19 protein-coding genes are annotated in these 23,651 nt (G+C 50.6%); 9 read left to right on the plus strand and 10 right to left on the minus strand.

What is annotated here, in order from left to right:
- The first annotated feature begins 10 nt into the window (after window positions 1-10).
- Both PQQ36_RS05440 and PQQ36_RS05445 read left to right on the plus strand, forming a co-directional pair.
- Window positions 11-2,125, plus strand: coding sequence for a type I secretion system permease/ATPase (locus tag PQQ36_RS05440; RefSeq protein ID WP_061057821.1), 2,115 nt, complete (start codon window positions 11-13; stop codon window positions 2,123-2,125).
- Between the two features lie 165 nt (window positions 2,126-2,290).
- Window positions 2,291-2,845 (plus strand): flavodoxin family protein, encoded by a 555-nt coding sequence (locus tag PQQ36_RS05445; protein WP_111416219.1) that lies wholly within the window; start codon window positions 2,291-2,293, stop codon window positions 2,843-2,845.
- A gap of 39 nt (window positions 2,846-2,884) precedes the next feature.
- On the opposite strand, the gene dcuC is transcribed toward PQQ36_RS05445, so the two are convergent.
- Window positions 2,885-4,351, minus strand: coding sequence for a C4-dicarboxylate transporter DcuC (gene dcuC / locus PQQ36_RS05450; RefSeq protein ID WP_072615800.1), 1,467 nt, complete (start codon window positions 4,349-4,351; stop codon window positions 2,885-2,887).
- Between the two features lie 9 nt (window positions 4,352-4,360).
- On the minus strand, window positions 4,361-5,497 hold the full coding sequence (iadA, locus tag PQQ36_RS05455; RefSeq protein WP_011082027.1) for a beta-aspartyl-peptidase: 1,137 nt from the start codon (window positions 5,495-5,497) through the stop codon (window positions 4,361-4,363).
- A 179-nt stretch (window positions 5,498-5,676) separates the two neighbouring features.
- Between iadA and PQQ36_RS05460 the strand changes: the two genes are divergently transcribed.
- Window positions 5,677-6,579: a LysR family transcriptional regulator gene (locus PQQ36_RS05460; protein ID WP_045610057.1), complete on the plus strand. Its 903-nt coding sequence runs from the start codon at window positions 5,677-5,679 to the stop codon at window positions 6,577-6,579.
- A gap of 110 nt (window positions 6,580-6,689) precedes the next feature.
- Here the strand turns inward: PQQ36_RS05460 and PQQ36_RS05465 are convergent, their stop codons facing one another.
- From PQQ36_RS05465 to PQQ36_RS05480, 4 genes are all read right to left on the minus strand, one after another.
- Window positions 6,690-6,902 (minus strand): hypothetical protein, encoded by a 213-nt coding sequence (locus tag PQQ36_RS05465; RefSeq protein WP_039536691.1) that lies wholly within the window; start codon window positions 6,900-6,902, stop codon window positions 6,690-6,692.
- A gap of 48 nt (window positions 6,903-6,950) precedes the next feature.
- Window positions 6,951-8,549 (minus strand): chaperonin GroEL, encoded by a 1,599-nt coding sequence (gene groL, locus PQQ36_RS05470; RefSeq protein WP_011082030.1) that lies wholly within the window; start codon window positions 8,547-8,549, stop codon window positions 6,951-6,953.
- 34 nt (window positions 8,550-8,583) lie between these two features.
- Window positions 8,584-8,874 (minus strand): co-chaperone GroES, encoded by a 291-nt coding sequence (locus tag PQQ36_RS05475; RefSeq protein ID WP_011082031.1) that lies wholly within the window; start codon window positions 8,872-8,874, stop codon window positions 8,584-8,586.
- Between the two features lie 165 nt (window positions 8,875-9,039).
- On the minus strand, window positions 9,040-9,606 hold the full coding sequence (locus PQQ36_RS05480) for a sugar O-acetyltransferase (protein ID WP_058666364.1): 567 nt from the start codon (window positions 9,604-9,606) through the stop codon (window positions 9,040-9,042).
- Window positions 9,607-10,082: 476 nt separating this feature from the next.
- Between PQQ36_RS05480 and PQQ36_RS05485 the strand changes: the two genes are divergently transcribed.
- Window positions 10,083-11,117 carry an ElyC/SanA/YdcF family protein gene (locus PQQ36_RS05485; RefSeq protein WP_430732035.1) on the plus strand — a complete coding sequence of 345 codons (1,035 nt, stop codon included), beginning with the start codon at window positions 10,083-10,085 and terminating at the stop codon, window positions 11,115-11,117.
- A 195-nt stretch (window positions 11,118-11,312) separates the two neighbouring features.
- Window positions 11,313-13,022: a hypothetical protein gene (locus PQQ36_RS05490; protein ID WP_273660538.1), complete on the plus strand. Its 1,710-nt coding sequence runs from the start codon at window positions 11,313-11,315 to the stop codon at window positions 13,020-13,022.
- Window positions 13,023-13,118: 96 nt separating this feature from the next.
- Here the strand turns inward: PQQ36_RS05490 and PQQ36_RS05495 are convergent, their stop codons facing one another.
- The gene (locus tag PQQ36_RS05495) at window positions 13,119-14,333 is read right to left on the minus strand and encodes an RsmB/NOP family class I SAM-dependent RNA methyltransferase (protein WP_103277255.1); all 1,215 of its coding nucleotides are present in this window, start codon (window positions 14,331-14,333) and stop codon (window positions 13,119-13,121) included.
- A gap of 172 nt (window positions 14,334-14,505) precedes the next feature.
- Window positions 14,506-15,354 (minus strand): SIS domain-containing protein, encoded by an 849-nt coding sequence (locus PQQ36_RS05500; RefSeq protein ID WP_011082036.1) that lies wholly within the window; start codon window positions 15,352-15,354, stop codon window positions 14,506-14,508.
- A 246-nt stretch (window positions 15,355-15,600) separates the two neighbouring features.
- Here PQQ36_RS05500 and murQ point away from each other — a divergent pair, with 246 nt between their 5' ends.
- The 3 genes from murQ to PQQ36_RS05515 all read left to right on the plus strand — a co-directional run bounded on the left by murQ (window position 15,601) and on the right by PQQ36_RS05515 (window position 19,213).
- Window positions 15,601-16,503 (plus strand): N-acetylmuramic acid 6-phosphate etherase, encoded by a 903-nt coding sequence (murQ, locus tag PQQ36_RS05505; protein ID WP_026130983.1) that lies wholly within the window; start codon window positions 15,601-15,603, stop codon window positions 16,501-16,503.
- A gap of 25 nt (window positions 16,504-16,528) precedes the next feature.
- On the plus strand, window positions 16,529-17,989 hold the full coding sequence (gene murP / locus PQQ36_RS05510; RefSeq protein ID WP_038939288.1) for a PTS N-acetylmuramic acid transporter subunit IIBC: 1,461 nt from the start codon (window positions 16,529-16,531) through the stop codon (window positions 17,987-17,989).
- 165 nt (window positions 17,990-18,154) lie between these two features.
- The gene (locus PQQ36_RS05515) at window positions 18,155-19,213 is read left to right on the plus strand and encodes a porin (RefSeq protein ID WP_273660539.1); all 1,059 of its coding nucleotides are present in this window, start codon (window positions 18,155-18,157) and stop codon (window positions 19,211-19,213) included.
- A gap of 55 nt (window positions 19,214-19,268) precedes the next feature.
- Here the strand turns inward: PQQ36_RS05515 and PQQ36_RS05520 are convergent, their stop codons facing one another.
- Together PQQ36_RS05520 and PQQ36_RS05525 are read right to left on the minus strand one after the other, a co-directional pair.
- On the minus strand, window positions 19,269-20,000 hold the full coding sequence (locus tag PQQ36_RS05520; protein WP_224656494.1) for an EAL domain-containing protein: 732 nt from the start codon (window positions 19,998-20,000) through the stop codon (window positions 19,269-19,271).
- 245 nt (window positions 20,001-20,245) lie between these two features.
- Window positions 20,246-20,860 (minus strand): histidine phosphatase family protein, encoded by a 615-nt coding sequence (locus PQQ36_RS05525; protein WP_273660540.1) that lies wholly within the window; start codon window positions 20,858-20,860, stop codon window positions 20,246-20,248.
- Window positions 20,861-21,150: 290 nt separating this feature from the next.
- Here PQQ36_RS05525 and PQQ36_RS05530 point away from each other — a divergent pair, with 290 nt between their 5' ends.
- Window positions 21,151-23,574, plus strand: a complete 2,424-nt coding sequence (locus tag PQQ36_RS05530) for a M9 family metallopeptidase (protein WP_273660541.1) — start codon at window positions 21,151-21,153, stop codon at window positions 23,572-23,574.
- Window positions 23,575-23,651 lie beyond the last annotated feature (77 nt).

A 23,651-nucleotide genomic window follows, 5' to 3' on the forward strand; every position in this document is an offset into this window, starting at 1 on the left:
AGGTTATCTCATGAAAGATCCACTATTAAATTCGCTGATTTACGTCAGCCGCTATTACGGCTTAGCGAATTCACCGGATGCCCTGATCAACGGCTTACCGTTATCAGATGGTAAACTCACGCCCTTTCTCCTGCCTCGCTCTGCAGAGCGAGCAGGCTTAGTTGCAAAAGAAAACCGTGCTGAGCTGAGCGAAATCTCCAGCCTTGTCCTGCCCGCAATTTTGCTGCTGAAAGGCGGTGATTCTTGCGTACTCATCAGCGTCAACAAAGAGGCTGGTGAAGCGGAAATCACCACGCTCGAAAGCGGCATGGTGCCCGTTCTCATCCCTCTTGAAGAACTGCAACAGCAATATACTGGGCGTTATTTCTTGGTGAAAAAGCAGTTTCGTTACGATGAACGCTCACCAGAGATTCTCAAAACACGCGAAGGGCACTGGTTTTGGTCAACGTTATGGCAGTCTAAACACATCTATCGTGATGTGCTGATCGCCTCTATCCTGATCAACTTATTTGCCATCGCCGCGCCGATGTTTACCCGTATTGTCTATGACAAAGTGGTGCCAAACCTCGCGTTTGAAACCCTATGGGTGTTGGCGAGCGGAATTTTTGTCGTCTTCCTATTCGACTTCATCCTCAAAATGCTGCGCAATTACTTCATCGACGTGGCGGGGAAAAAATCCGATATTCTGATCTCCTCCAAGCTGTTTAGCAAAGTGATGGGCATTCGAATGGAGTCCAAACCGCCATCGGTTGGTGCTTTTGCACGTCATTTGCAAGAGTTTGAATCCATTCGCGAGTTCTTTACCTCGGCCACCGTCAGCGCGCTGATTGATTTGCCGTTTGCCTTACTCTTTCTCCTGCTTATCTGGCTGATGGCTGGCGATTTAGTGTATGTGCCGATCGCAGGCGTGGTGATTTTGATGATTCACTCTGCGCTGATCCAAGGTCCGCTGCGCCGCTCCATTGAAGAAGGTTCACGCTTGGCATCGCAGAAATACGCCAACCTGATTGAGAGCTTAGCGGGTTTAGAAACCGTGAAACTGTTTAGCGCACAAGGCCAGTTCCAATACCGCTGGGAAGAAGCCGTCGCACACATGGCGAACTGGAACATCAAGACTCGCCGACTCACCGACAGCATCCAAAATGCCGCTGGTTTTGTGCAGCAAAGTGCCAACGTGGCGATGATTATTTTAGGCGTTTATTTGATTTCGAACGGCGACCTTACCATGGGTGGCTTGATTGCGGCCACGATGCTCAGTGGCAAAGCGATTGGTCCACTGGTTCAGCTTTCTCTGCTTTCGACTCGTTATAATCAAGCCAAATCCTCCATGACCATCATTAACCAAGTGATGGAAATGCCAGACGAGCAGGAAGAAGGTAAGCGCTACATTCACCGCCCTATGGTGCAAGGCAAAGTGGAACTGGATCGCGTCACCTTCCACTACCCAGATGCCCCCATCGCCTCCATTCGTGATTTGAGCATCACCATCAACCCAGGTGAAAAAGTGGCGATCATTGGCCGAATTGGCTCAGGCAAAACCACGTTAGAGCGCCTGATCATGGGTCTTTATCAACCCACCGCCGGGCACGTACGCATTGACGATACCGACATTCAACAGCTCCATCATGTCGATATCCGCCGCAACATCGGCTGTGTACCGCAAGACAGCAATCTGTTTTTTGGCACCATTCGCGAAAACATCACCTTAGGCCGACCTCTTGTGGATGACCGTGATGTGCTTGATGCTGCAAACCGCGCTGGGGTCACCACGTTCACCCAAGCCGATCCTGCCGGTCTTGAGCGCCAAGTTGGTGAAGGCGGCGCCATGCTCTCAGGTGGCCAGCGTCAAGCGGTGTCCATCGCTCGTGCCTTCCTCGGCAGACCACCTGTGTTGCTGATGGATGAGCCCACCAGCGCAATGGATAACCGCTCTGAAATGCAGATCAAATATCAGCTTTCTCAGCTCAAACCGAGTGAAACGCTGATTTTGATCACTCATAAAACCTCGATGCTGGACGTGGTCGACCGCGTGATTGTGATGGAAAAAGGCAGCGTGATTGCTGATGGTCCAAAAGCGCAAGTGCTGAGTGATCTCAAACAAGGCAAAGTTCGCGCAGTCAGCTAACCAATACTTCGTCTCACCACCAACGTCCTGACCAGAACCTGTTCAGGGCGTTTTTTTATCTGCAAAAATTCGCTCCCGCTTCTTGACCTCAAGTTAACTTGAGGAATTAACCTTGCGCCACTTGAACATAGCAAACCATGAATATCCGCGACTAAGGAGCATATTTTGAAGAAAATCGCCGTTGTTTATTTCAGCAAAACCGACATCACCCACCAACTCGCTCAAGCCATCATCGCAGGCATTCAAGCGCAAGATGTGCAGGTCGTCGAACACCGCATTGAGGGGGCCGCTATTATTGAAGGTCGTTTTGAACACCCAGAACTGTTTGAAGCGCTCCTTAGCTGCGACGCGATTATCTTTGGCTCGCCAACCTACATGGGTGGCGTTTCCGCCCAATTTAAAGCCTTTGCCGATGCCAGTAGCGAATTCTGGGCCGATCAACGCTGGGCCAATAAACTGGCAGCAGGGTTTACCAGCGGTGGGGGTTACAACGGTGACCAATCCAGCACCCTTCAATACCTAACCACCTTCGCCGCTCAACACGGTATGTTGTGGGTCAACTTAGACGTGGCAGGCGGCTTTAGTCCGCAAGGGTTAAACCGACTTGGGCAACAAAGTGGCATCGTGGCACAAGGTATGGAAGGCCAAGCGCACCCGAGCGATTTGGCTACCGCTCAATACCTTGGCGAACGCGTTGCGCACTGGGTAACGCGTTTGTGATGTGAACGGCCCCTCCTAGTGAGAGGGGCTTTTTTTTGACTACGCCGATGCCTGCTCGGGTTGAGCAGCTTTGCGCTTACGCAGCAGCCATGCACCAACGCCGACGGCCACTAGCATCAGCACCAAGAACGGCAACAGTTGCATCAGTTGGCCGCCACGTGCAAACGTCATCGCCAACATCAATAGCCAGCCAATAAACATCGGGATAAAGGTTCTGCGCACGATATCAAAAGGCGAGAGCCCAGAAATACCAGCAACCGCGATGATCACCCCAGCAATGGGAGAGATTGTACGCCCCATTCCCGCAGAAAGCTGGATAGGCAAAATCATGTCTGCCGCGTTCGCACCAATTTTCTGCGCGATTTGCGGCACCATAGGAGCAAAGGAGAAAAAGGCTGCATTCCCCGAGCCCATTAAGGCAGAAATGGTGAAGGTTAAGATCGCCATAAACAGGATGATGATGGCGGCAGATAGGCCCGCCCCGCTGGCCATCTCAAGCATGGCATCAATGGCACCAATCGATTTCAAACCCATCGAAAACGTCTGACCCGCGACAATCAAGGTCACTACTGCTGCGAACACCTTACCCATGTCATTGAAGATGCCTTGAAGCTTGTCAAACACCGGTTTGGCTTGTTTGACTCGAACAAACTCACACACCAATCCAATGAAAATACTCAGCAAAATCGCATTGGCCAAGCTCACCTTAATGCTCTCAATGCCCAATTTGCTGAAAGTCAGCATGAAGAACAGCGGCAGCATCGGCAGCAGCAAATAGAACATGGGGGCATCGCTTTGTGCATCGTCCACGTTAGCCAGCGAGTCTTGCTCGGCATTCGACTTCGCATCCAATTTATCAAAGTAGCGCTGGGTTAAGGCGTGAATCAGTGCCACAGCAATGATCAGCACAGTGACAATCGGCAGCTGCTCGCCAACAAAAAACGCCGTGATGTCCATGCCCGCAGTTTGCGCGGCAAGAATCGAGTTACCAGACGCCGGGCCAAACTCAATCGCACAGGTACTGGCCAGCACCGCCGCCACGCCCGCTTTGCTACAGCCCAAGCGAATCAACACTGGGTATAACGTCGCCATAAGCAGCAGAGCTAACCCTGTCGCGCTTGAGATAAACAGCGACAAAGCTTGACCAAGAATGAAGGCCAACGCCAGCATCAGATAGGGTGAATTGAGCTTCATCAACGGCTTGGCTGCCACTTTGACCATCACCTGACTGGCGCCAATGGCCGACATGAACAGCGCAAAACCACCAATCAGCATGATGTTCAAACCCAAACCACCACTTTGCTTGCTAAACACTTGGCTGATGTACTCAAAAATGTCGAAGCCCACCCAACCGGTCGATTTCGCAACAAAGCTGGCGTTGTTGGTGAAGATGGAGATCGCCATCAACACAATCCCAGTAAAGAATAGGACCGCTTGCGGGTTGTAATTCTTCAAGATCAAACGGCCAGCAAACACCAGCCCGAATAACGCAATAATTAAGCTCATCTTAGTTCCTTACTCGAAGTTGCCTGTCACCAACAGCTCATGATTGAGCAGCATGGTTTGTCCTTTAGCGAGCACGCTATTTAAGGAGAAGTCTTGATTGAAAATACAGAGATCCGCATCCATTCCTACTTGGATTCGCCCTTTGCGAATGCCAAGCGAATCCGCCACGTTGGCACTGAGCATCGAGAACGCCACCTCAGGTGAAATTCCACAATCAATCAGCATTGGAAGCAGTTTAAGGTTGCCATCCACGCTCGCCGCCGTCAGGCCAATGATGTTTCCTTGCGCATCAAATTTCGGCAAGCTGCCATTGCCATCGGAACTGATGGTGATGTGCGAAGGGGCAACCCCTTGCTCCAAGGCGTGCAAAATCGCCTCTTGCGGTGAGGTGTATAAGGTGCCTCCGGAGGTGACATCGATATAGCCGCCCATTTTGGCGAACTCAATCGCTTGCTCAAACAGCGGAGCCGTACGGGCAACGTGAGTGGGTGAAAAATGGTAGATAGGGATGCCCATTTGAATCAATTCAAATATCGGTGCAAACGCGTCTTTTAACGCCCCCATGTGCATGTGGAGTAAACCGCGTTTTTTCGCCAGCAACGCGGCGATGCGAATGTCAGAGGCTATGCGGGCTAACTCATGCAGAGACGGAAAAGAACAACGATGATCGGCGATAGCGATTTTGACTCCGAGCACCGAAGGCAGAAAGGTAATGTCATCGCGAATGGAAGAAGTAATGGTTTGGGTAGGGACTTCATACGATCCGGTGTGCATGAAGGCTGTGATGCCCTCTTCGGTTAGCGCTGCAGCCTTGGCGTACAAATCACGCGGCGAACGTGAAATACCATCGGTCCCCAACACCCCAACGACCGTGGTGCTTCCCGCTTGAATCAGGTGCGATAACGTAACCTGTGGAGTGCGACTGGCAAAGCCCGCTTCACCGCCGCCGCCCGTCAAATGGAGGTGCTGATCAATCAAACCGGGCGTGACCATTTTATGGTGACAATCGATCTGCGTAACCGCTTCAAGCCCGTGAAGATTCAGTTGTGGCTCGATGGCGAGAATTTTCCCTTGCCCAACCAATATATCGACGTTTCCGACATGATTTGGGGCGTAGAGATCGGCATTTTTTAGTAGGGTAAACATGCGTTCCTCGTTCTTTGTTTTTGGTATTTCCTTGCTCTGCCCATCCCCATATCGCTCTCGACACAGGCTTATGCAAAGCACCATGACGACAGCATAACCACACATTTAATACAGGTATTGTCATTTCCATTGCTGATTAAGAATGATACTATGCGCGCAAATCATAGAGTGAAAACGTCATGAATAACCCACTAGAATTCAAATGGTTAGAAGACTTTCTTAGTTTAATGGAACTGGGGAATTTCTCTGCTGCTGCCAAAGCACGCTTTGTTACGCAATCGGCCTTTAGCCGCCGCATACAAGCCTTGGAAGTCTGGATTGGTGTGCCGTTATTTGACCGCACCTCTTACCCCATCACCTTGACTGAACACGGACAAAAATTCGTCCCTTATGCAGAAAACTTGCTGAATCAGGTAAAGGTGACCAAAGAAGATTTTGCCCAAGCCTCGCTGAAAACCGACCATACCGTTCGCATTGTGTGCCTGCACACCTTGGCGGTGAATTTGCTGCCTAAACTGTTTTTGCAAAGCGCCGAAGCGTTGAGTCATCTCAACTTGTCGGTCACCCCTTCGGTTTTGGGTATCGACGCCCATTTTCAGATGCTGGAAGATCACTCCACCGATTTGCTGTTTACTTACAACATTTCCGCGATGAGGCCATCGCTGTCACTTGAAGACAAGCTTGAGAAGTGCGTCATACACAGTGAAAAAGTGGTGCCCGTGGTTGCGCCGCGCTTACTTGAGTCGCTAAAAGCAGACCAAGCCATTCCCTACCTGAGCTACAGTGAGCACACCTTTCTGTCAAAAGTGGTTGAACCGGTCTTAAAGACGCTGCCACTGACCCTCAAGCCAGTCTTTGAAACCACCTTGAGTGAATCATTGGTGAAAATGGCGATTGGTGGCGCGGGGGTGGCTTGGGTTCCAATGCACGTGATCGAGGAGGAACTGGCGCAGCATCGCCTTGTCATCGCGTTTGAGGAACAAAAAGAATGGCAGATCCCAATCGATATTCTCTGCTATCGCTCAACCACCAACCATCGCGCTGCGGTGGATCAATTTTGGCGAGAAATCGACAAGTCATAAATGCACTCTTGCTCGCCTGCGAAAAAAGATCTGACCAACTACTTAATAAAAAAGGCCGCGTGGTTTGCGGCCAAAAAAGAGAGGGGAAACACAGAGAACCAAGAGAGGCGTTAATGGATAACGCGTTCACCAGCTCGCATCAGTTGAGAGACATCAATGGTGAACACCACCACTCTGGCCGGTTTTGCTAGCCCCTTCTTAATAGAAAACTCCGGATAACCTTTAGTGACGCTGGGAAAACAGATCACACTTGGCCAATCGGTATTTGAGCAAGCTTTTCCCGTCTCACGCACTGAAAACGACAATGATGGCAAACGTGTCATAACATCAACCTCATCCTATTTGGCGGGCGTTTGCCCGCCAAAGTCTCACTAGATTTCAGACGATGTGTCTGCGACGTGATCGGTGATCATCGCTTCGGTGGTGATCATCAAGCCGGCGACAGACGCAGCGTATTGCAACGCAGAACGCGTGACTTTCGCTGGATCCAAAATACCCATTTCGATCATGTTGCCATACTCGCCAGTCGCGGCGTTGTAGCCATAGTGAGCGTCACCCGCTTTAACGGCGTTGGCAACCACCGAACCTTCGTCACCTGCGTTGATGGCAATCTGACGGAGTGGTTCTTCCATGGCACGTAGCGCCACACGAATCCCCACATTTTGGTCGTCATTATCACCTTTCAGATCCGCAAGCTCGCTGGCAATTTTAGTCAATGCCACGCCACCACCGGCGACAATACCTTCTTCAACCGCTGCACGAGTCGCATGCAAAGCGTCATCCACACGGTCTTTCTTCTCTTTCATTTCCACTTCGGTTGCCGCGCCGATCTTAATCACGGCCACACCACCAGAAAGCTTAGCAATGCGCTGCTGAAGTTTCTCTTTGTCGTAGCTTGACGTGGTATTTTCGATCTGCTTTTCAATGGTCGCAACACGATCGCGGATAGCACTTTCTTGCGCCGCACCACCAACAATCGTTGTGGTGTCCTTGGTAATGGTAACTTTCTTCGCACTGCCCAACTGTTCAATTGTCGCTTTTTCAAGCTCTAGGCCAATCTCTTCCGAAATCACAGTACCAGCAGTGAGCACGGCAATGTCTTCCAACATCGCTTTGCGGTTATCACCAAAGCCAGGGGCTTTCACCGCCGCAGCACGCACAATGCCGCGTAGGTTGTTTACCACCAGCGTTGCCAACGCTTCACCATCAATATCTTCTGCGATGATCAGCAGTGAACGGGAGGCTTTCGCTACCGACTCCAACACAGGAAGCAACTCGCGAATGCTGCTGACTTTCTTATCCACCAACAAGATATAAGGGTTATCGAGCTCGACCGCACCAGAATCTTGGTTGGTGATGAAGTAGGGCGACAAATAGCCACGGTCAAATTGCATCCCCTCGACGACAGAGAGTTCGTTGCTAAGACCTTGGCCCTCTTCCACGGTAATCACACCGTTGCGACCCACTTTTTCCATCGCTTCGGCAATGATGTCACCGATCGCACGATCGCTGTTGGCAGAGATAGAACCCACTTGTGTGATCGATTCTTTGTCGCTGCATGGTTGAGCCATCGCACGTAATTTCTCGACCGCTGAATCAACCGCTTTGTCGATCCCGCGTTTGAGATCCATTGGGTTCATACCAGCCGCAACGGCTTTCAACCCTTCGTTGATCAAGGCTTGAGCCAACACGGTTGCGGTGGTGGTGCCATCCCCGGCTTCGTCATTGGCTTTGGACGCCACTTGTTTCACCATTTGTGCGCCCATGTTTTCGAACTTGTCTTTTAATTCAATGGCTTTGGCGACAGAAACACCATCTTTAGTGATGCTTGGCGCGCCATATGACTTATCCAGCACGACATTACGACCTTTAGGACCCAGTGTCACTTTCACTGCATCAGCCAGTAGGTTGACCCCTTTCAGCATCTTTTGACGTGCGTCATTTGCAAATAAAACATCTTTTGCAGCCATGATATTCTCCTCTTTTCACCACAACTAAAATGCATTACTCAACGATGGCTAACACATCAGATTCAGACAGGATCAAGTACTCTTTCCCATCCATTTTTTCTGTTTTCACGCCATAGCCGTCATTAAAAATCACCACATCACCGACTTTTACTTCCATCGATGCGCGTTCACCATTTTCAAGACGTTTACCTAGGCCAGCGGCGATCACTTTGCCGCGATTGGATTTTTTAACCGATTGAGAGGTTAAAACGATTCCCCCTTCAGATTTGTTTTCCACTTCTTGTCGTTCAACAATCAGCTTGTCATTTAAAGGACGAATGTTCATTGAGATTGCCTCCTACTTAATTCTCAAAAAGATAAAAGACAGGTTGATAGATCAAATTCTGGCGAGAGGCTATCCAGCGCTCTCGCAGAAAAAATAGGGTCAGTTAGAGAGAGTTCAAGGGAAAATTTTGATAAAAATTTTTTATCAACCAACAAAAGTTGTTTATTAAATCGTGGCGTCCAACGTCCGAATTACACGACACGGATTGCCCGCCGCAACCACATTGGCAGGCACATCTTTGGTGACCACCGAGCCTGCGCCGATGACGCTGTTATCGCCAATCGTCACGCCTGGGCACACAATCACGCCGCCACCGAGCCACACATTGTTGCCAATGGTAATCGGCGTACCAAACTCAATACCCTCTTCCACGCGGCTTTTTACGTCCAGCGGATGACCCGCCGTGTATATTTGCACGTTGGGGGCAAACAGCACATTATCGCCAATCACCACTGGAGCAACATCCAGCACCACACAGTTAAAGTTGGCGTAGAAGTTTTTGCCCAAAGTGATGTTTGCGCCGTAGTCACAACGAAACGGCGGTTCGAGATAGGCACCTTGCGATTGGGGGATCAACTGGTCGATGGCTTCTCGCCATTCGGTGCTATCAGGGATCGCATTGTTCAATCGTTGCAAGGTTTTACGACACTCAATTCGCAGCCCATACAGCTCTTCATCCCACGCATTGTAAGGTTCTCCAGCCAACATTTTTTGCTTTTCAGTTCTGTTCATTTCGCATCTTCCAACGTTCACAACGGGCATTTTCTGCTGCGCACTATCGCACATTTCCCCTCCTGAAATGAGGAGAATCTCGCCCTAAAGAGAAGAGTCGGGTGCCCAGTCACGCTTTGCGCAATGGCGACGTAAGCAGGCTGTTACCATCCATCCAAGCAGCCAATAGTCCGTGCAAATATCGCCGTGACAAGAATGAATGGTGAGTTATTGCAACCGCCCTCTTCGCTGCTGTGCGAGCCATTTACACTGTAAAACCAGCGGCCGTGCAGCTTGCCTTCTCACAACTGACACTTTGATTCCAAAAAAGCAAACGAATGAAAATTGGCGAATTTTTTGCGTGTTACTTCACGGTAATGTCACGGCAATTTCGTAGTGTGAGGGCTTCTGTCCCCCAACATTTGGCGCAAGCCTAAGGAATAAAAATGAAGAAGAATCTGCTTGCCATTGCGCTGTGCAGTGTGATTGCCGTACCGATGAGTACATGGGCCGCGCAAACCACAGTGAAACCTTCGGTTGAATACGCGCAGCTGGTCACTCAGCGACAAGTGGTTGATCAACTGCTGCACGATGCCGTGGTGGCGTTTAAGTCTCCAGCACGTGTATCTCATGCCGGTTTCACGGCAAAAATGCCAAGCAATATGGAAATCGTCACCGATCGATTGCTCGAAGCGTACCAGCTAGAACCGTATCGCACCGATTTGCTAATTTCTGCCGCCAACGCGCAGATCTACAACAAGAATGTCGATAAAGCGATTGAACTGTTTCAACAGGCGCTGAGCGTTGCCCCCGATGATGTCGATTTGCACACCTACCTTGCGGTATGGCAAAAATTCAAGGGCAACGAGCAAGCGTATCAGCAGCATGTCACGGCACTGAACGCGCTTAACCAAGGTCGAGCGGCGGATCTGCAACGCCTTCTGTCCACGGTGGATCGCATTCTTCAAACACCCCTTAAAGAGAAAGCCACACGTCAGTTAGGCAGTAACGACGCCATTGTCACTTTGGGCTATGCCCTCAATCCCGATGGTTCGATGCACGATATTCTCATCGAGCGATTAGAAACCACGCTTGCGATGGCTAAAGCCAATCCAGAAGCGCTTATCATCTTAACCGGTGGTGTGCCACAAAATCACAAAACCGAAGGCAAGTTGATGGCCGATTGGTTGATTGAACGAGGCATTAGCGCGAATCGTATTATTGAAGAAAACTACGCCACCAGCACCGTGGATAATGCCTTGTTCAGCGCCTACGCCTTAGCGCGTCACGGTGTAAAACACGCCACCATCATTAGCTCTGCCAGCCATGTACGCCGTGGCCAAACTCTGTTTGAAATCGCCACTTGGCAAACCGGCCCGCGTAACATCACTTTTGATACCGTGGCCTACCCAGACAAACCATTGAATGAGCTCAAACAAGCCAGCAGTGGTGAGCTACTGGGTATTTACCGCGATGCACTACGCACCTTTGGCATGTGGAGCTACCGCTCTTCGCCACTGGAGTTCCGTTAATCTTGGTAAGGGGCATCGCCCCTTACTTTCCTTCTTTTTCTTCTTTGTCTCAGATACTCATCAAATTGCACTTTCAATTGCTTACAAAAGCAGCAAAAAGTAAGCCCTAGTAAGCATCTCAATACTTGTTCATTCATTGTGGTTATGATTCCAGCAAATTAATTGCACATTGTTTTATTAAGGATGGGAACTGGAATGAACAACACTCGACTGACTCTTCTCGCGCTGTCTATCGGCGTCATCGCAGGCTGCAACTCAGGAAGCAGCTCACACTCAGGTTCGGGAGGCCAAGTTGACAGCAAAGGCGTTTACCGCTCAGTTTGCCAAGAAAATTTGGGCAGCAGTGATAAAGGGCTCACCTTCACCGTCGAAGGTTCGGTTGCCAAACTGACCGGTATTGTGTGCAGTGGCTCACCTGCCGCCTTTGAGCGAATGATGAAAGAGAACCCGCAGGTCAAAACACTCAACTACGTCACCGTTGGCGGCTCAATCAACGACGATGCCAATCTAGAGTTGGCTTATAAAGTGCGCAATAAGCGACTGGACTCTCTTATCAACAGCAATGGCCTTATCGCCTCTGGGGGCACTGACCTGTTTATTGCTGGTGTTCAACGCACCATCGAAACGGGCGCGAAAATCGGAGTTCACTCTTGGGCAACCGAAGATGACGATGGCAAAGAGATACAAGGGGCCGATTTACCGAAAGACCACCCCGATCACCAAGGCTATATTCGCTACTACCGAGCAATGGGGCTCGCTCAACCGTCCGAGTTCTATTTCTTCACCTTAGAGAAAGCCCCCTCTAACGGGATGCACTACATGACCGAAGCCGAATTAACCACTTATCAGGTGGGAAGCCTGACAACCAAACCCGATTCTGGCCTCAGCAGCGCGATCGATCGCCAAGTGTTTCAACAAATCGCACAAGCGTACGAGCTGATCGACGAGCAAAGCCTCTGGCCAAACTACGCCACCTATTACAAAACCATGCCTCAGTATCTGCTGCGTGTTGATGCCAGTGAATCCCCCATCAGCGCTTTTATTCTCAATCCGCCGACACTGGCAGACAGCATGCAACCACTGGGCAGCGTAGAGAGCGCCAACTTAAGGGCTTATAGAGATGACAGCAACATGCATCTTGCTCAAGACAAACTCAAAGCAGGCAATGGCATCTATGACTTTGATTACGCGTTTCAAGGTGGAAAATTCTATCTGCAGCAGGTGAGTGACAACGACATGAACAGCGATGTTTCTCCGGTTAACAGCACCATAGGGCTCAATGTTCATGAGAACTTTCATCAATATCAGTTCACGTATTTTCAGCGCCCGGCGTCCTACATTCAGGATTTGGCCAACTACCCAGTGAACCAACCATTGATCGAACTAAAACTGCTGACGTTAGCGTTGTTTAGCGATCTCCCCGCCACGCTGACCGATGAGCAGCTGCTTGGCAAACTGGTGCAATACGTCGCGCTGACTGAAAAACAAATCGCCATCGACCCTTCTGCGGCTAAACTGGTCCGTCACATGGGGCTTGGCCAAGAATTGTATGAAGGCAGTGCATACTACGTGGAAACGCTACTCAGCCGTGAAATGTTTGGCGATGAACATCACTTTCCCTTCGTCCACCCAAGCATGCTAACCAGAAGCTACGCCAATGCGAAAGAAGTACGCGATGACTTTGGCTTTGGCGTGTTCTACCACACAGGTGCGAGCGCCATTTGGCTGCTGCACTCACTGGGTTACGATTTGGCTGAGTTTGAAAAGGGCGTCTACCCGTTTGATGCGGCGAAGAAAATGGTCGGCAATGAGATCGACATGGAGCAAGTGGTGGCTGCCATGTACGCCGACCCAGACAATAAAGCGCTGCTACAGCGTGCAAAAACCATTGCTGACTTGCTGTAAGCCTTTCTGCTGTCGCGGTCTTGCATAACATCATGGCCAATAAACAAAAAGCCAGAATATCGATTCTGGCTTTTTTATGACGGGTCAATCGCTAGGTTATTCTGCGATGCGCTCTAAACGCGCTAAGTAGAAGCCATCAAAACCGGAATTGGCTGGGGTGATGTTTTCATCATCGATCAAACGGAAATGCGGGTTCGCCGCTAAGAACGCATCCACCTGACCACGGTTTTCACACGGCATGATGGAACACGTCGCGTAAACCAACATGCCACCCACTTTCACCATACGGCTGTAGCTAGCCAAAATGTGGGCTTGCAGCTCCATCAATACTGGCAAACGCTCTTCGGTGTCACGCCATTTGGCATCTGGGTTACGTTTGAGAACGCCAAGGCCTGAACACGGCACATCGAGCAACACGCGATCCGCCGACAGCTTCAAACGCTTGATGGTCTTGCTGCTGGTGATCAAACGGGTTTCAACGTTATGTGCACCAGCACGACGCGCGCGCTCTTTGAGGTTGTTAAGCTTCCACTCTTCAACATCCATCGCCAGCAAACGGCCTTTACCCGCCATCATCGCGGCCAAGTGCAAGGTTTTGCCCCCTGCGCCCGCACACGCATCGATCACGCGCATGCCCGGTTTGACGTCCAATGCCGCCGCGACTTTTTGCGAGCCAGCATCTTGCTGCTCAAACCAACCATCGGCAAAAGATTGCGTCTTAAATAGGGCCGAGTTTGACGTCACTTCCAGCGCACTTTCCACACCCTCAACAGGCACGGTGCTCACACCTTCTTTGTTCAAACGTTTGGCGAGATCATCACGGTCACACTTGAGCAAGTTAACGCGCAAGTAACGCTTAGCCGGTTTCGCCAGTGCGCTACGCTCTGCAGCCCAAAGTTCACCAAGCTCTCGCTCACCCAACACATCAAGCCACTCTGGACAACCATCCCAAAGGGCGGGTTGCGCTTTGGCTTCTTCCATTTTTGCTTGGAAAAGATCGTCTTCAATCGCTTCTGCGTAATTGGTTTTTGGCAGCGCTAAGCCGTGGAATTTATGCCAAATGTGAATCAGACGCATGCTCTCGCGGCTGATGTTCGACGCATCGATATCGGCCAAAAAGCAGTATAGGTTGAGGCGGCGCAGCACATCGCCGGTCACCATCGTGATACGTGCTTGCTCTGCGCTGATCAAATTCAACTCAGAGAAGTGGCGAGAATAGGCTCTATCCAGAGGCGAACCTTCGTTCAACACCAAATCAAGAATGCTAAGAACCAGATTGGAAGAGGAAGGCGAAAGAGACGATTTGAGCATAAAAGCATCCAAAGAAGAGAAAAACCGCGACATGATAGGAGTTATTGTCGGGTCTAGCAAGCGAGGCGCACACCATCGCAGCTAACTTGCTGATTTCGCAAGGCACGATGGTTCGCAAGATTATTAAGCAATACACCGCTAGATCAGGGTGAGCACTATGAATGGCGCTGAGCTACAAAATCTGCCGAATGTCAGAGGAGATGTCACTGATCATCTGCCTGGCGCTCTCATCACGCAGTTGCACCAGAATGATAAACAGCAAATCGGTGATGACGTTTTGCGCGCTGCGTGAGGCAATCGCCGAGCTGCGATGCTCGGTTTCATCGGCGATGGTGTCGAAGGTCATATCGGCAATTTGGCGCAACCGGCTTTTTTTCGGTGAGCTGAGCGCAATCACTTTCGCTCCCTGCTCTTTGGCTGCTTCGGCCGCCACCAAGATCTCTTTGCGCTCTCCTGAGAATGAAATGGCAATTTGCACATCTTGTTCGCTCAAAGTGCGCGCCACCGCGATCTGCACATGGCTGTCTTGCTCAGCCAAGGTGGTGATGCCCAATTTAAGCAGCTTATAACTGAGGTCTTTCGCCGTTAACGCAGAACCTCCAATGCCGACGATCTGCACGCGCCTTGCCTCACTCAACCACTGCACCGCCTGATGACACGCTTCATAAGAGAGCGCATTGGTGGTTTGAAACATCGCGTCGGTTTTGGCTTTAATCAGCTTTTGCGCAATCACCGCCAGCGGATCATCGGCCAGAATATCGCTGTGCAACGGCGTGGCCTGCATCGCTTGTTTGCGGCCAATTTCCTCCGTCAGGGCGAGCTTAAACGCGCTGTAACCTTTAAAGCCGAGTCGCTGAGTAAACTTGACGATACTCGATTGGCTCACTTGTGCCTGCTCTGCCAGCTCTTGACTGGTCAATTGCGCCGCTTTTTCTGCGTTTTCTACAATCCAATCGCCAATCACTCGGCCACTTTGCGACAACTGAGTTCGTCTTGCGACGATTTTATTGATAACAGACACAGTAAAACCTCAAAAAAGTTTAAATAAATTATTCCAAACAAGAAATAAAAACCGAAAGCAGCAACCCACTAATTAAATGCAACTTTTCTTTCAACTACGATTATTTTCGCGCTTTGCTTAGACCCATTATTCCAGAGTTCATCTGCCTAAAGAATAACCTTAAGTGTGATTTTTATCACCAAAACTGAATATTTTATTCCATAGAATCGCCCTCAGTTTAAAACCTATTATCGAGAAATGTCCGTCATGAAAATTGATTTAAGCCGTTTGGTTACAGAAAGCCGCAACCCAGCCAGTGCAGAGATTGATACCCTGTCCACCGTCGAGATGCTCAGAGTCATCAATCAAGAAGATCAGAAAGTCGCGCTGGCGGTAGAAGCGGTTTTGCCGCACATCGCCCAAGCGGTGGATGCCATCACGCATGCGTTTGCCCACGGTGGCCGTTTAATTTACATGGGCGCAGGTACCTCAGGTCGCTTAGGCATTCTTGATGCCAGTGAGTGCCCACCCACTTACGGCACACCGGCAGAGCTCGTGGTTGGCCTGATTGCGGGTGGCCACACCGCCATTCTAAAAGCGGTGGAAAATGCCGAAGACAACCGAGAGCTAGCACAAAACGATCTCAAATCACTCAACCTAACGGCCAACGATGTGGTGGTCGGCATTGCCGCAAGCGGACGCACACCTTATGTGTTGGGCGGTTTGGAATACGCCACCTTGATTGGCGCAACGACGGTGTCGATCGCCTGTAATCCGGTTTGCCCAATGGCCGATGCGGCGCAAATCGCCATTTTGCCGGTGGTGGGCCCAGAAGTGGTAACAGGCTCTTCTCGCATGAAAGCAGGCACGGCGCAAAAACTGGTGCTCAACATGCTGACCTCTGGCGCGATGATCCGCAGTGGCAAAGTGTTTGGCAACTTGATGGTGGATGTGGAAGCGACCAACGCCAAGCTGATCCAACGCCAAACCAACATCGTGGTGGAAGCCACTGGCGTGTGCGCAGAAGAAGCAGAAGAAGCGCTCAAAGCATGCGATCGCCACTGCAAAACCGCGATTTTAATGATTCTTTCTGGCCTGGATGCCGAGCAAGCCAAAACAAAATTACAACAGCACAACGGTTTTATCCGCGCTGCGCTGAACGACAAGTAACCATTGAGGTTTCAAGGAGACCGTTATGGCAAAGATAACCCAAACAATGATCTCGCAGCTGCTGGCTGCGGTGGGTGGCAGCAGTAATGTCAGCAAATGTGGCAACTGCATGACCCGACTTCGCTTGACGCTGGCCAACAATGGCGTAGCAGATCAAGCCGTGATTAAGCAGATACCCGGTGTCATGGGCGTGGTGGAAAGCGATGAGCAATTTCAAATCATCCTTGGCCCCGGCAAAGCGCAGCAAGCGGCCGAGCTGATGAACAAGCTGATTGAAAGTGTCATCAATGGCGATGTGCAAGAACAGGCTATGGCCAGCGACACGAACGATCTCTCCAGCGTTGCCGCTGAGCAGAAAAAGCAGATGAAGAGCAAACAGACCAGCGCGGTGCAACGCTTTTTGAGCAAGTTTGCCACCATTTTCACCCCGCTGATCCCCGGTTTTATTGCCGCTGGTTTGCTGCTTGGTTTTGCTACGCTGCTTGAGCAAATGTTCGTGTTGGAACAAACCCCAAGCCAATTTATGCTCGATCTGATCGCTTACATGAAAGTGTTTGGCAAAGGGCTGTTTGCCTTCCTAAGCATCTTGATTGGTTACAACGCGCAGCAAGCCTTTGGTGGCTCTGGCGTGAACGGCGCGATTCTCGCGTCACTCTTTGTGCTGGGCTACAACCCTGATGCGACCTCTGGCATCTACTCGGGCATGAGTGAGTTCTTTGGCTACACCATTGACCCGCGAGGCAACATTATCGGCGTGCTGCTGGCGGCGATCATTGGTGCGCAAGTGGAACGCAAAGTGCGTGAATACATGCCCGATGATCTCGACATGATTCTTACCTCAGTGGTCACGCTGCTGATCATGGGTGTGGTCACGTTTGTGGTGATCATGCCTATCGGCGGTGAGCTGTTCAAAGGCATGTCTTGGCTGTTCTTGAACCTCAACGACAACCCGCTGGGCGCGGCGATTCTTGCTGGTCTGTTTTTGATTTCGGTGGTGTTTGGTATCCACCAAGGCTTTGTGCCTGTCTATTTTGCGCTGATGGAAGCGCAAGGTTTTAACTCACTGTTCCCTATTTTGGCGATGGCGGGCGGCGGCCAAGTGGGGGCTTCACTGGCTCTGTATTTCAAAGCGAAGAAAGACGCGGTACTGCGCACGCAAGTGAAAGGGGCGATCATTCCGGGCATTCTCGGCATCGGTGAGCCACTGATTTACGGCGTCACCCTACCACGCGTCAAACCGTTTGTGACGGCCTGTATTGGTGGCGCGGCGGGCGGCTTCTTCATCGGCTTGGTTTCCTACCTTGGCTTACCTGTCGGTTTGAATACCGTGTTTGGCCCTTCTGGTATCGTGGCGATCCCACTGATGACATCGCACAGCGGCATCTTCGCAGGCATGGCGGTCTTCGTGGTTGGCCTGCTCATCTCCTACGTGGTCGGCTTCCTCGCCACCTACTTCTTTGGCAGCAAAGACGTCGATTTAAGCTGATTCATTCTTCCCCCTATAGGAATGAACTGGCCGCGCCTTTGAGCACTCAAGGGCGCACTCCTTAACCCAGCCCTACAGACACCGCTTTTAGGATTTCGAACCATCGGAAGGGGCGCTGCTGTGTCTGAAAAACGGAAAACTTCCCACTTCATTGAGGTTATGAAAATGAAAAAAACGCTTCTCTCTGTGCTACTTCCTGCGGCATTTATCTCTAACACCGTTTTGGCGGCAGAAATTTATCAAGCAGAGGATGGCTCAACGGTCGATCTCTATTCTCGTTTGGGCTTCAACATCACCAACAAAAACAATACACATGGCGATGGCAAGGGCGAATTTGATGGCCGTATTGGCCTGAGTGGTTCGCAAACCATTAACGAGCATGCGTCGGTGATCGGCATGGCGCAGTATCAAGTTGGCGCGGCAGAATACGCCAACCAAGTGAACGACAAACCGGCTCTGACTGCGCGTTATGTGTGGGCGGGGATTGATGCCAAAGAGTATGGCCGTATCACGGGTGGCCGTGTGTCGTCGGGCTTGATCATGTTCACTGACATTGGCGATGTGTTTGCTTCTTCCGATGTATCGATGGCGCGCCAAGCCAACAAAGTGGACAAAACCGCCACTCAGGTTTTCCGTCAAGACGGTACACTGCAATACCAAAATCAGTTCGGCAATCTTGATGTTTCTGCCGCTTACATTCTGGGCAACAACACTTCCGAGCTCGATTACGGCTACAACGCCGCGCTGCGTTACACCATCGACATGGGGGACTTTGGCCGCCTAGCGCCCGTGGTGGCCATGCAGAAAAACAAAGGTGACGCACTTGAAGGCAACGACACCGATTACACTTTTTGGGGTGTCGGCACGCGTTATTACTTGGGTGATGTGATGCTAGGGGCGCTCTATTCTGAAGATGAACTGCAAGGCTTCTACGCGCAAACCAGTACCGATAAAGTGACGGAGCTGACGGCGGTGTATAACCTTAGCGACAAATGGGCGCTGCGTGCGGGTTATCGCTCATTGCAAAACAGCGGCGGCGACGAGCTAGAACTGAGCGATACCACCTTAGAAGTGCAATACAAGCTGACCGCTCGTTCCTCCATTTACACCAGCTATGTGGATCGCAACGGCGAACGCGGCAACAACAGCGGCCTAGAAACTTCCTTTGGTGGCGCGCATGCCGATGAAAGCTACTACCACTTCGGCTTACGTTACGAGCTGTAGGTAACTTTACCCGCTAGGCTAAGCGGCCTAGCGGGCTTTTACTTTAAGTAAGCACTCACATGGGTTTGGTCGGTCGCGCCAAGTAGTATCCTTGGAAATAATCAAACCCAACCTCAATGCACTGGTTTAAGGTTTGCCGATCTTCGATGCCTTCTGCGATGGTTAGCGCGTTAACCGAATGCGCGCAGGCGATGGCACTTTTCATTGGGCTCACTCCCGCCTGAATAATGCTTTTATCCACTTTGACAAACGCGGGGCGGATGATACGAACCCGCTCTTTGGTGGAATAGTGGCTGCCAAAGTCATCGATCGCGGTTCTGATTTGGTTATTCAGTAAGTTTTGCACGCCGTTGACGGCCAGTCGCTCACTGTCTCCTGCCATTTCCATGATTTCATAAATCAATTGACTGGGCGCTAGACCATAGTAATGCAGCGCTCCCACAAGGTGATCAATGGCACTCGGATTGTTGGCCAGTTCTTCAAACAGCAGCGGAGAAGTGTTGATAAAGAGGTGTTTGTCGCGATAGTTCGATTTGGCAAAGTTTCGTACGTGCAAGGTCGAGGCAGCCAAAATAGCAAACGAGAAGCGCTCGAGTTGATCACTCAGTTCGCTAAAAAAGAGCCCTGGATTGATGGAATGCCCTTGCGCATCAAAAATCCTCACCAAACATTCGACACCATAAATGGCCATCGTCTTGTCATAGATGGGTTGGAACGCACTCTCAAACCTAAGCCCGTCGAGATGCAGCGAGTAAAAACCCTCCTCATTGGGATGAATTTTACTCAAAATCGACTCCATAACCTGAAAATATTCCATACTGACGCTTATCATTAGGGTCTGTTGACCTATACATCTATCGATAGTAACAAATGCAGTTTGCCTGACTACGCTAACTTACATTTACTTACGCTAATATATTCAATCCGCGCCAAAGGTCTCACTTCTCAGTTGCTCTATGTAACGTCACCGTACAAAAACACAAACCAGAGCCATGGGCTCTGGTTTGTGGTTGCCGAAACCTGTGTCACGCACTAAGCAGGCATCACTAACGTCTCGAGATCGACAAGTGGACAATCAATACGTTCAACCTGACCCTCCTCGATCTTGAAAAACGCATCTTGAGGCAGATCTTGTTGCCATACTTGCTGGTAGTCCAGTCCCAGCAACATACCTCTCAGCACAATGCCCGTCAATCCATGGCTTACCACTACAAAGCGTCCTGTTTCTGGCAGCGTTTCCAACCATTGTGATAAACGTTGTTGTACTTGCTCATAACGCTCACTGTTGGGCGCTTGTAGATACCAATCAGCCTCATCAAGAAGATCCGGCAGTGTCGCTTGCAACTCGGGCAAGGTTTTTTGCTCCCAATCTCCTAACGAAAACTCTTTTAATCGGTCATCGGCGATGATCTCGTCGGTCGCATAACCTAGCTGCTGACAAACAATCTCTGCCGTTTGCAACGCTCGGCCCAACGAACTGGAATAGACGCGATATGAGCCTGACTCAAGATGGGCTTGCAACACTCGGCCCACACTCAATGCTTGGCGCTGACCTTTTTCCGTTAAGGGTGAATTGCAGTGCCCTTGTAATTTTTGCTCGGCATTAAACAGGGTTTGCCCATGTCGTAAAATAAAAAACTGTCTCAAACGTTAACTCCTTATTCACTGGTCAAACACGTTACCGCAAACTTTTTCCCGCTGCAAAAGCGAGTTTTTGAGTCAAAATTGACTCTACGTATGCGTTACTTCATTCCATTTATTTAAATTTTTATTAACGTTTTCAACGAGTAAAATTCATGCCGTCATTTCTATAAATTAGAGTAATAAATCTATTTTCTGAACTGAGTTCATAAAATTTATGAGACTAGTTTCATTTCATAACGCGTAAGGCATATAACACACCGCTCAAATTATTTTGCTAATCAATGAGTGTTGTTATGTCTCATCTTCTTCCTTTTCCTCGTCGCCGTTTGGCTCTGGCTTGTTTACTCGCATCGATCTCTGGTGCGTCTTTTGCGCAAACCCAATGTGATGTTGCCCAATTGCAGCAGTCACCCGATCTTGCCGCTGCCATCTCCAGTGCAGATTACGCCTGTTACAGTGGTTGGTTTTCTGCCTCGTCCGATACGTTGAACAACATCTACAGCGAAGCAAGCTTAAGCCGTGTTCAAGTCGCACTGCACCAAGCGGTACAAACGTATCAAGGCGAAGCCAAGCAAGCGCGCGCCATTGAAAACTTAGGCGAATACGTTCGCGCTGCCTACTACGTTCGCTACAACGCAGGAAACGTAGCGGCCTTTTCCGATCTCTTAGGCCAGCAATTCGCCCATACCATCAACGCATTTTTAGCCAACCCTCATGCCCTTGATCAAGGGCGCGAGCAAGTGGGGGCGATGAAGAGCCTCACGCTGATGGTGGACAACATTAAGCAACTGCCGCTGACCATGGACGCCATGATGCTGGCGCTGCAACAGTTTAACCCTGAGACAGCGAAAAATACTCAGTGGGTTGATGGCCTCAACAACCTGTTCCGCTCAATGGCAGGCCATATCGCCAACGATGCGTTTTATCGCTACCTTGCCAGCAACACTCAACACATCGATACGCTGGAAAAATTCGCGAATGACAACGCATGGGCGCTCGATACTGATGCCGATTTTTTGGTGTTTAACGCACTGCGCGAAACGGGCCGCTTGATCGCCAGCCCAGACAAAGCCACTAAACAGAAAGCCGTACAAGTAATGCAACGCGTGATGGCTCGTTATCCATTAGGTAGCGAGCACGATAAATTGTGGCTTGCAGCGGTGGAAATGCTCAGCTACTTCGCCCCAGAAGCCCTAAATGGTTTGGATTTGCCGCAAGCGAAGCGCGATCTCGCCGCTCGCGTATTACCTAACCGCCACGAATGCCAAGGCCCAGCGATCATCCGTTCACAAGATCTCACACCAGCACAAGCCGCCAAAGCGTGTGATGTGTTGGCCGCCAAAGAAGCCGATTTCCACCAAGTGGCCAATACTGGCATGCAGCCAGTGGCGGACGATCACAACCAACGTGTGGAAGTGGCAGTGTTTGCCAGCAACGACAGCTATGTCGATTACTCCGCGTTTCTGTTTGGCAACACCACCGACAACGGCGGCCAGTACCTTGAAGGCAACCCGGCCGATGAGCACAACACCGCTCGTTTTGTCGCCTATCGCTACGCCAATGGCGAAGAACTCTCGATTCTGAACCTAGAGCACGAATACACCCACTACTTGGATGCACGCTTTAACCAATATGGCTCGTTTAGCGACAACCTCGCTCACGGTTATGTGGTTTGGTGGCTAGAAGGTTTTGCTGAGTACATGCATTACAAACAGGGCTACCAAGCGGCCATTGAGCTGATTGCCCAAGGGAAAATGAGCCTCTCGCAAGTGTTTGCCACCAGCTACTCGCACGATACCAATCGCATCTATCGCTGGGGTTATTTGGCGGTGCGCTTCATGTTGGAAAACCACCCTCAAGAGGTTGAGGGGCTATTGGCTTTGTCGCGCTCTGGCCAGTTCGAACAGTGGGCGCAGCAAGTACAAACCCTTGGCCAACAATACGACGGCGAATTTGCTCGCTGGTTAGATGGCTTAGAAGTGACGCCAGAAAACCCAGACACCGACCCAGATACGCCAACAGAGCCTAGCGATGATGTGGCGCAGTTGCAGGCCAATCAGAGCATTACCCTCAGCGGCGAAGCCTACAGTGAGAAGCTGTTCTACGTGGATGTGCCCGCCAACACCACCCACTTTAGCGTAGCCATTGAAGGCGATGGCGATGCGGATCTCTACATGAGTTACAACCAAGTGGCCCACTATTACGATTTTGAAGTGAGCGAATTTGTGGATGGCAGTAATGAGGAAATTCAGTTTGCCGCCGACGCTTCTGGCTACGTGAAACCGGGCCGCTACTATCTGAGCGTCACTGGTCGTGGTCGTTACCAAGCCGTGAACCTAACCGCAACAGTAGACACCACAGCACCCACACCACCAACCCAAGAGCAAGATGACCTTGCGCCAGTCATGCTGCAATCAGGTCAGGCACAGCATTTGACCGTCCACCAGCAGCGCTACGCCGCTGTGTATGTACCTGAGGGCGTGAGCGAAGTGCGCATTTGGCTAAGCGATCTCACCCCTTCGGACAGCCAAGGCAACGTGAACCTATACGCCAGCCGTGAACATTGGCCAACCCTAGAGCAGCACCAGTTTGCATCTCGCTACGCTGGCAGCAACCAATACCTCGCGATTCCTGTTGAGCAAGCGGGTTATCTGCATTTTTCACTCAACGCGCCACAACAAGGCGATGACGTCGAGATGGTGGTTTACTTCCACTGATCATTAGTTGGAAAGACAAATGAAAAACAAACGCCACCGCAAGGTGGCGTTTGAGGTTTTGACCCCAAAGGTGACTG

The organism is Vibrio sp. CCUG 15886, assembly GCF_028570825.1.
Lineage (GTDB): Bacteria > Pseudomonadota > Gammaproteobacteria > Enterobacterales > Vibrionaceae > Vibrio > Vibrio vulnificus_B.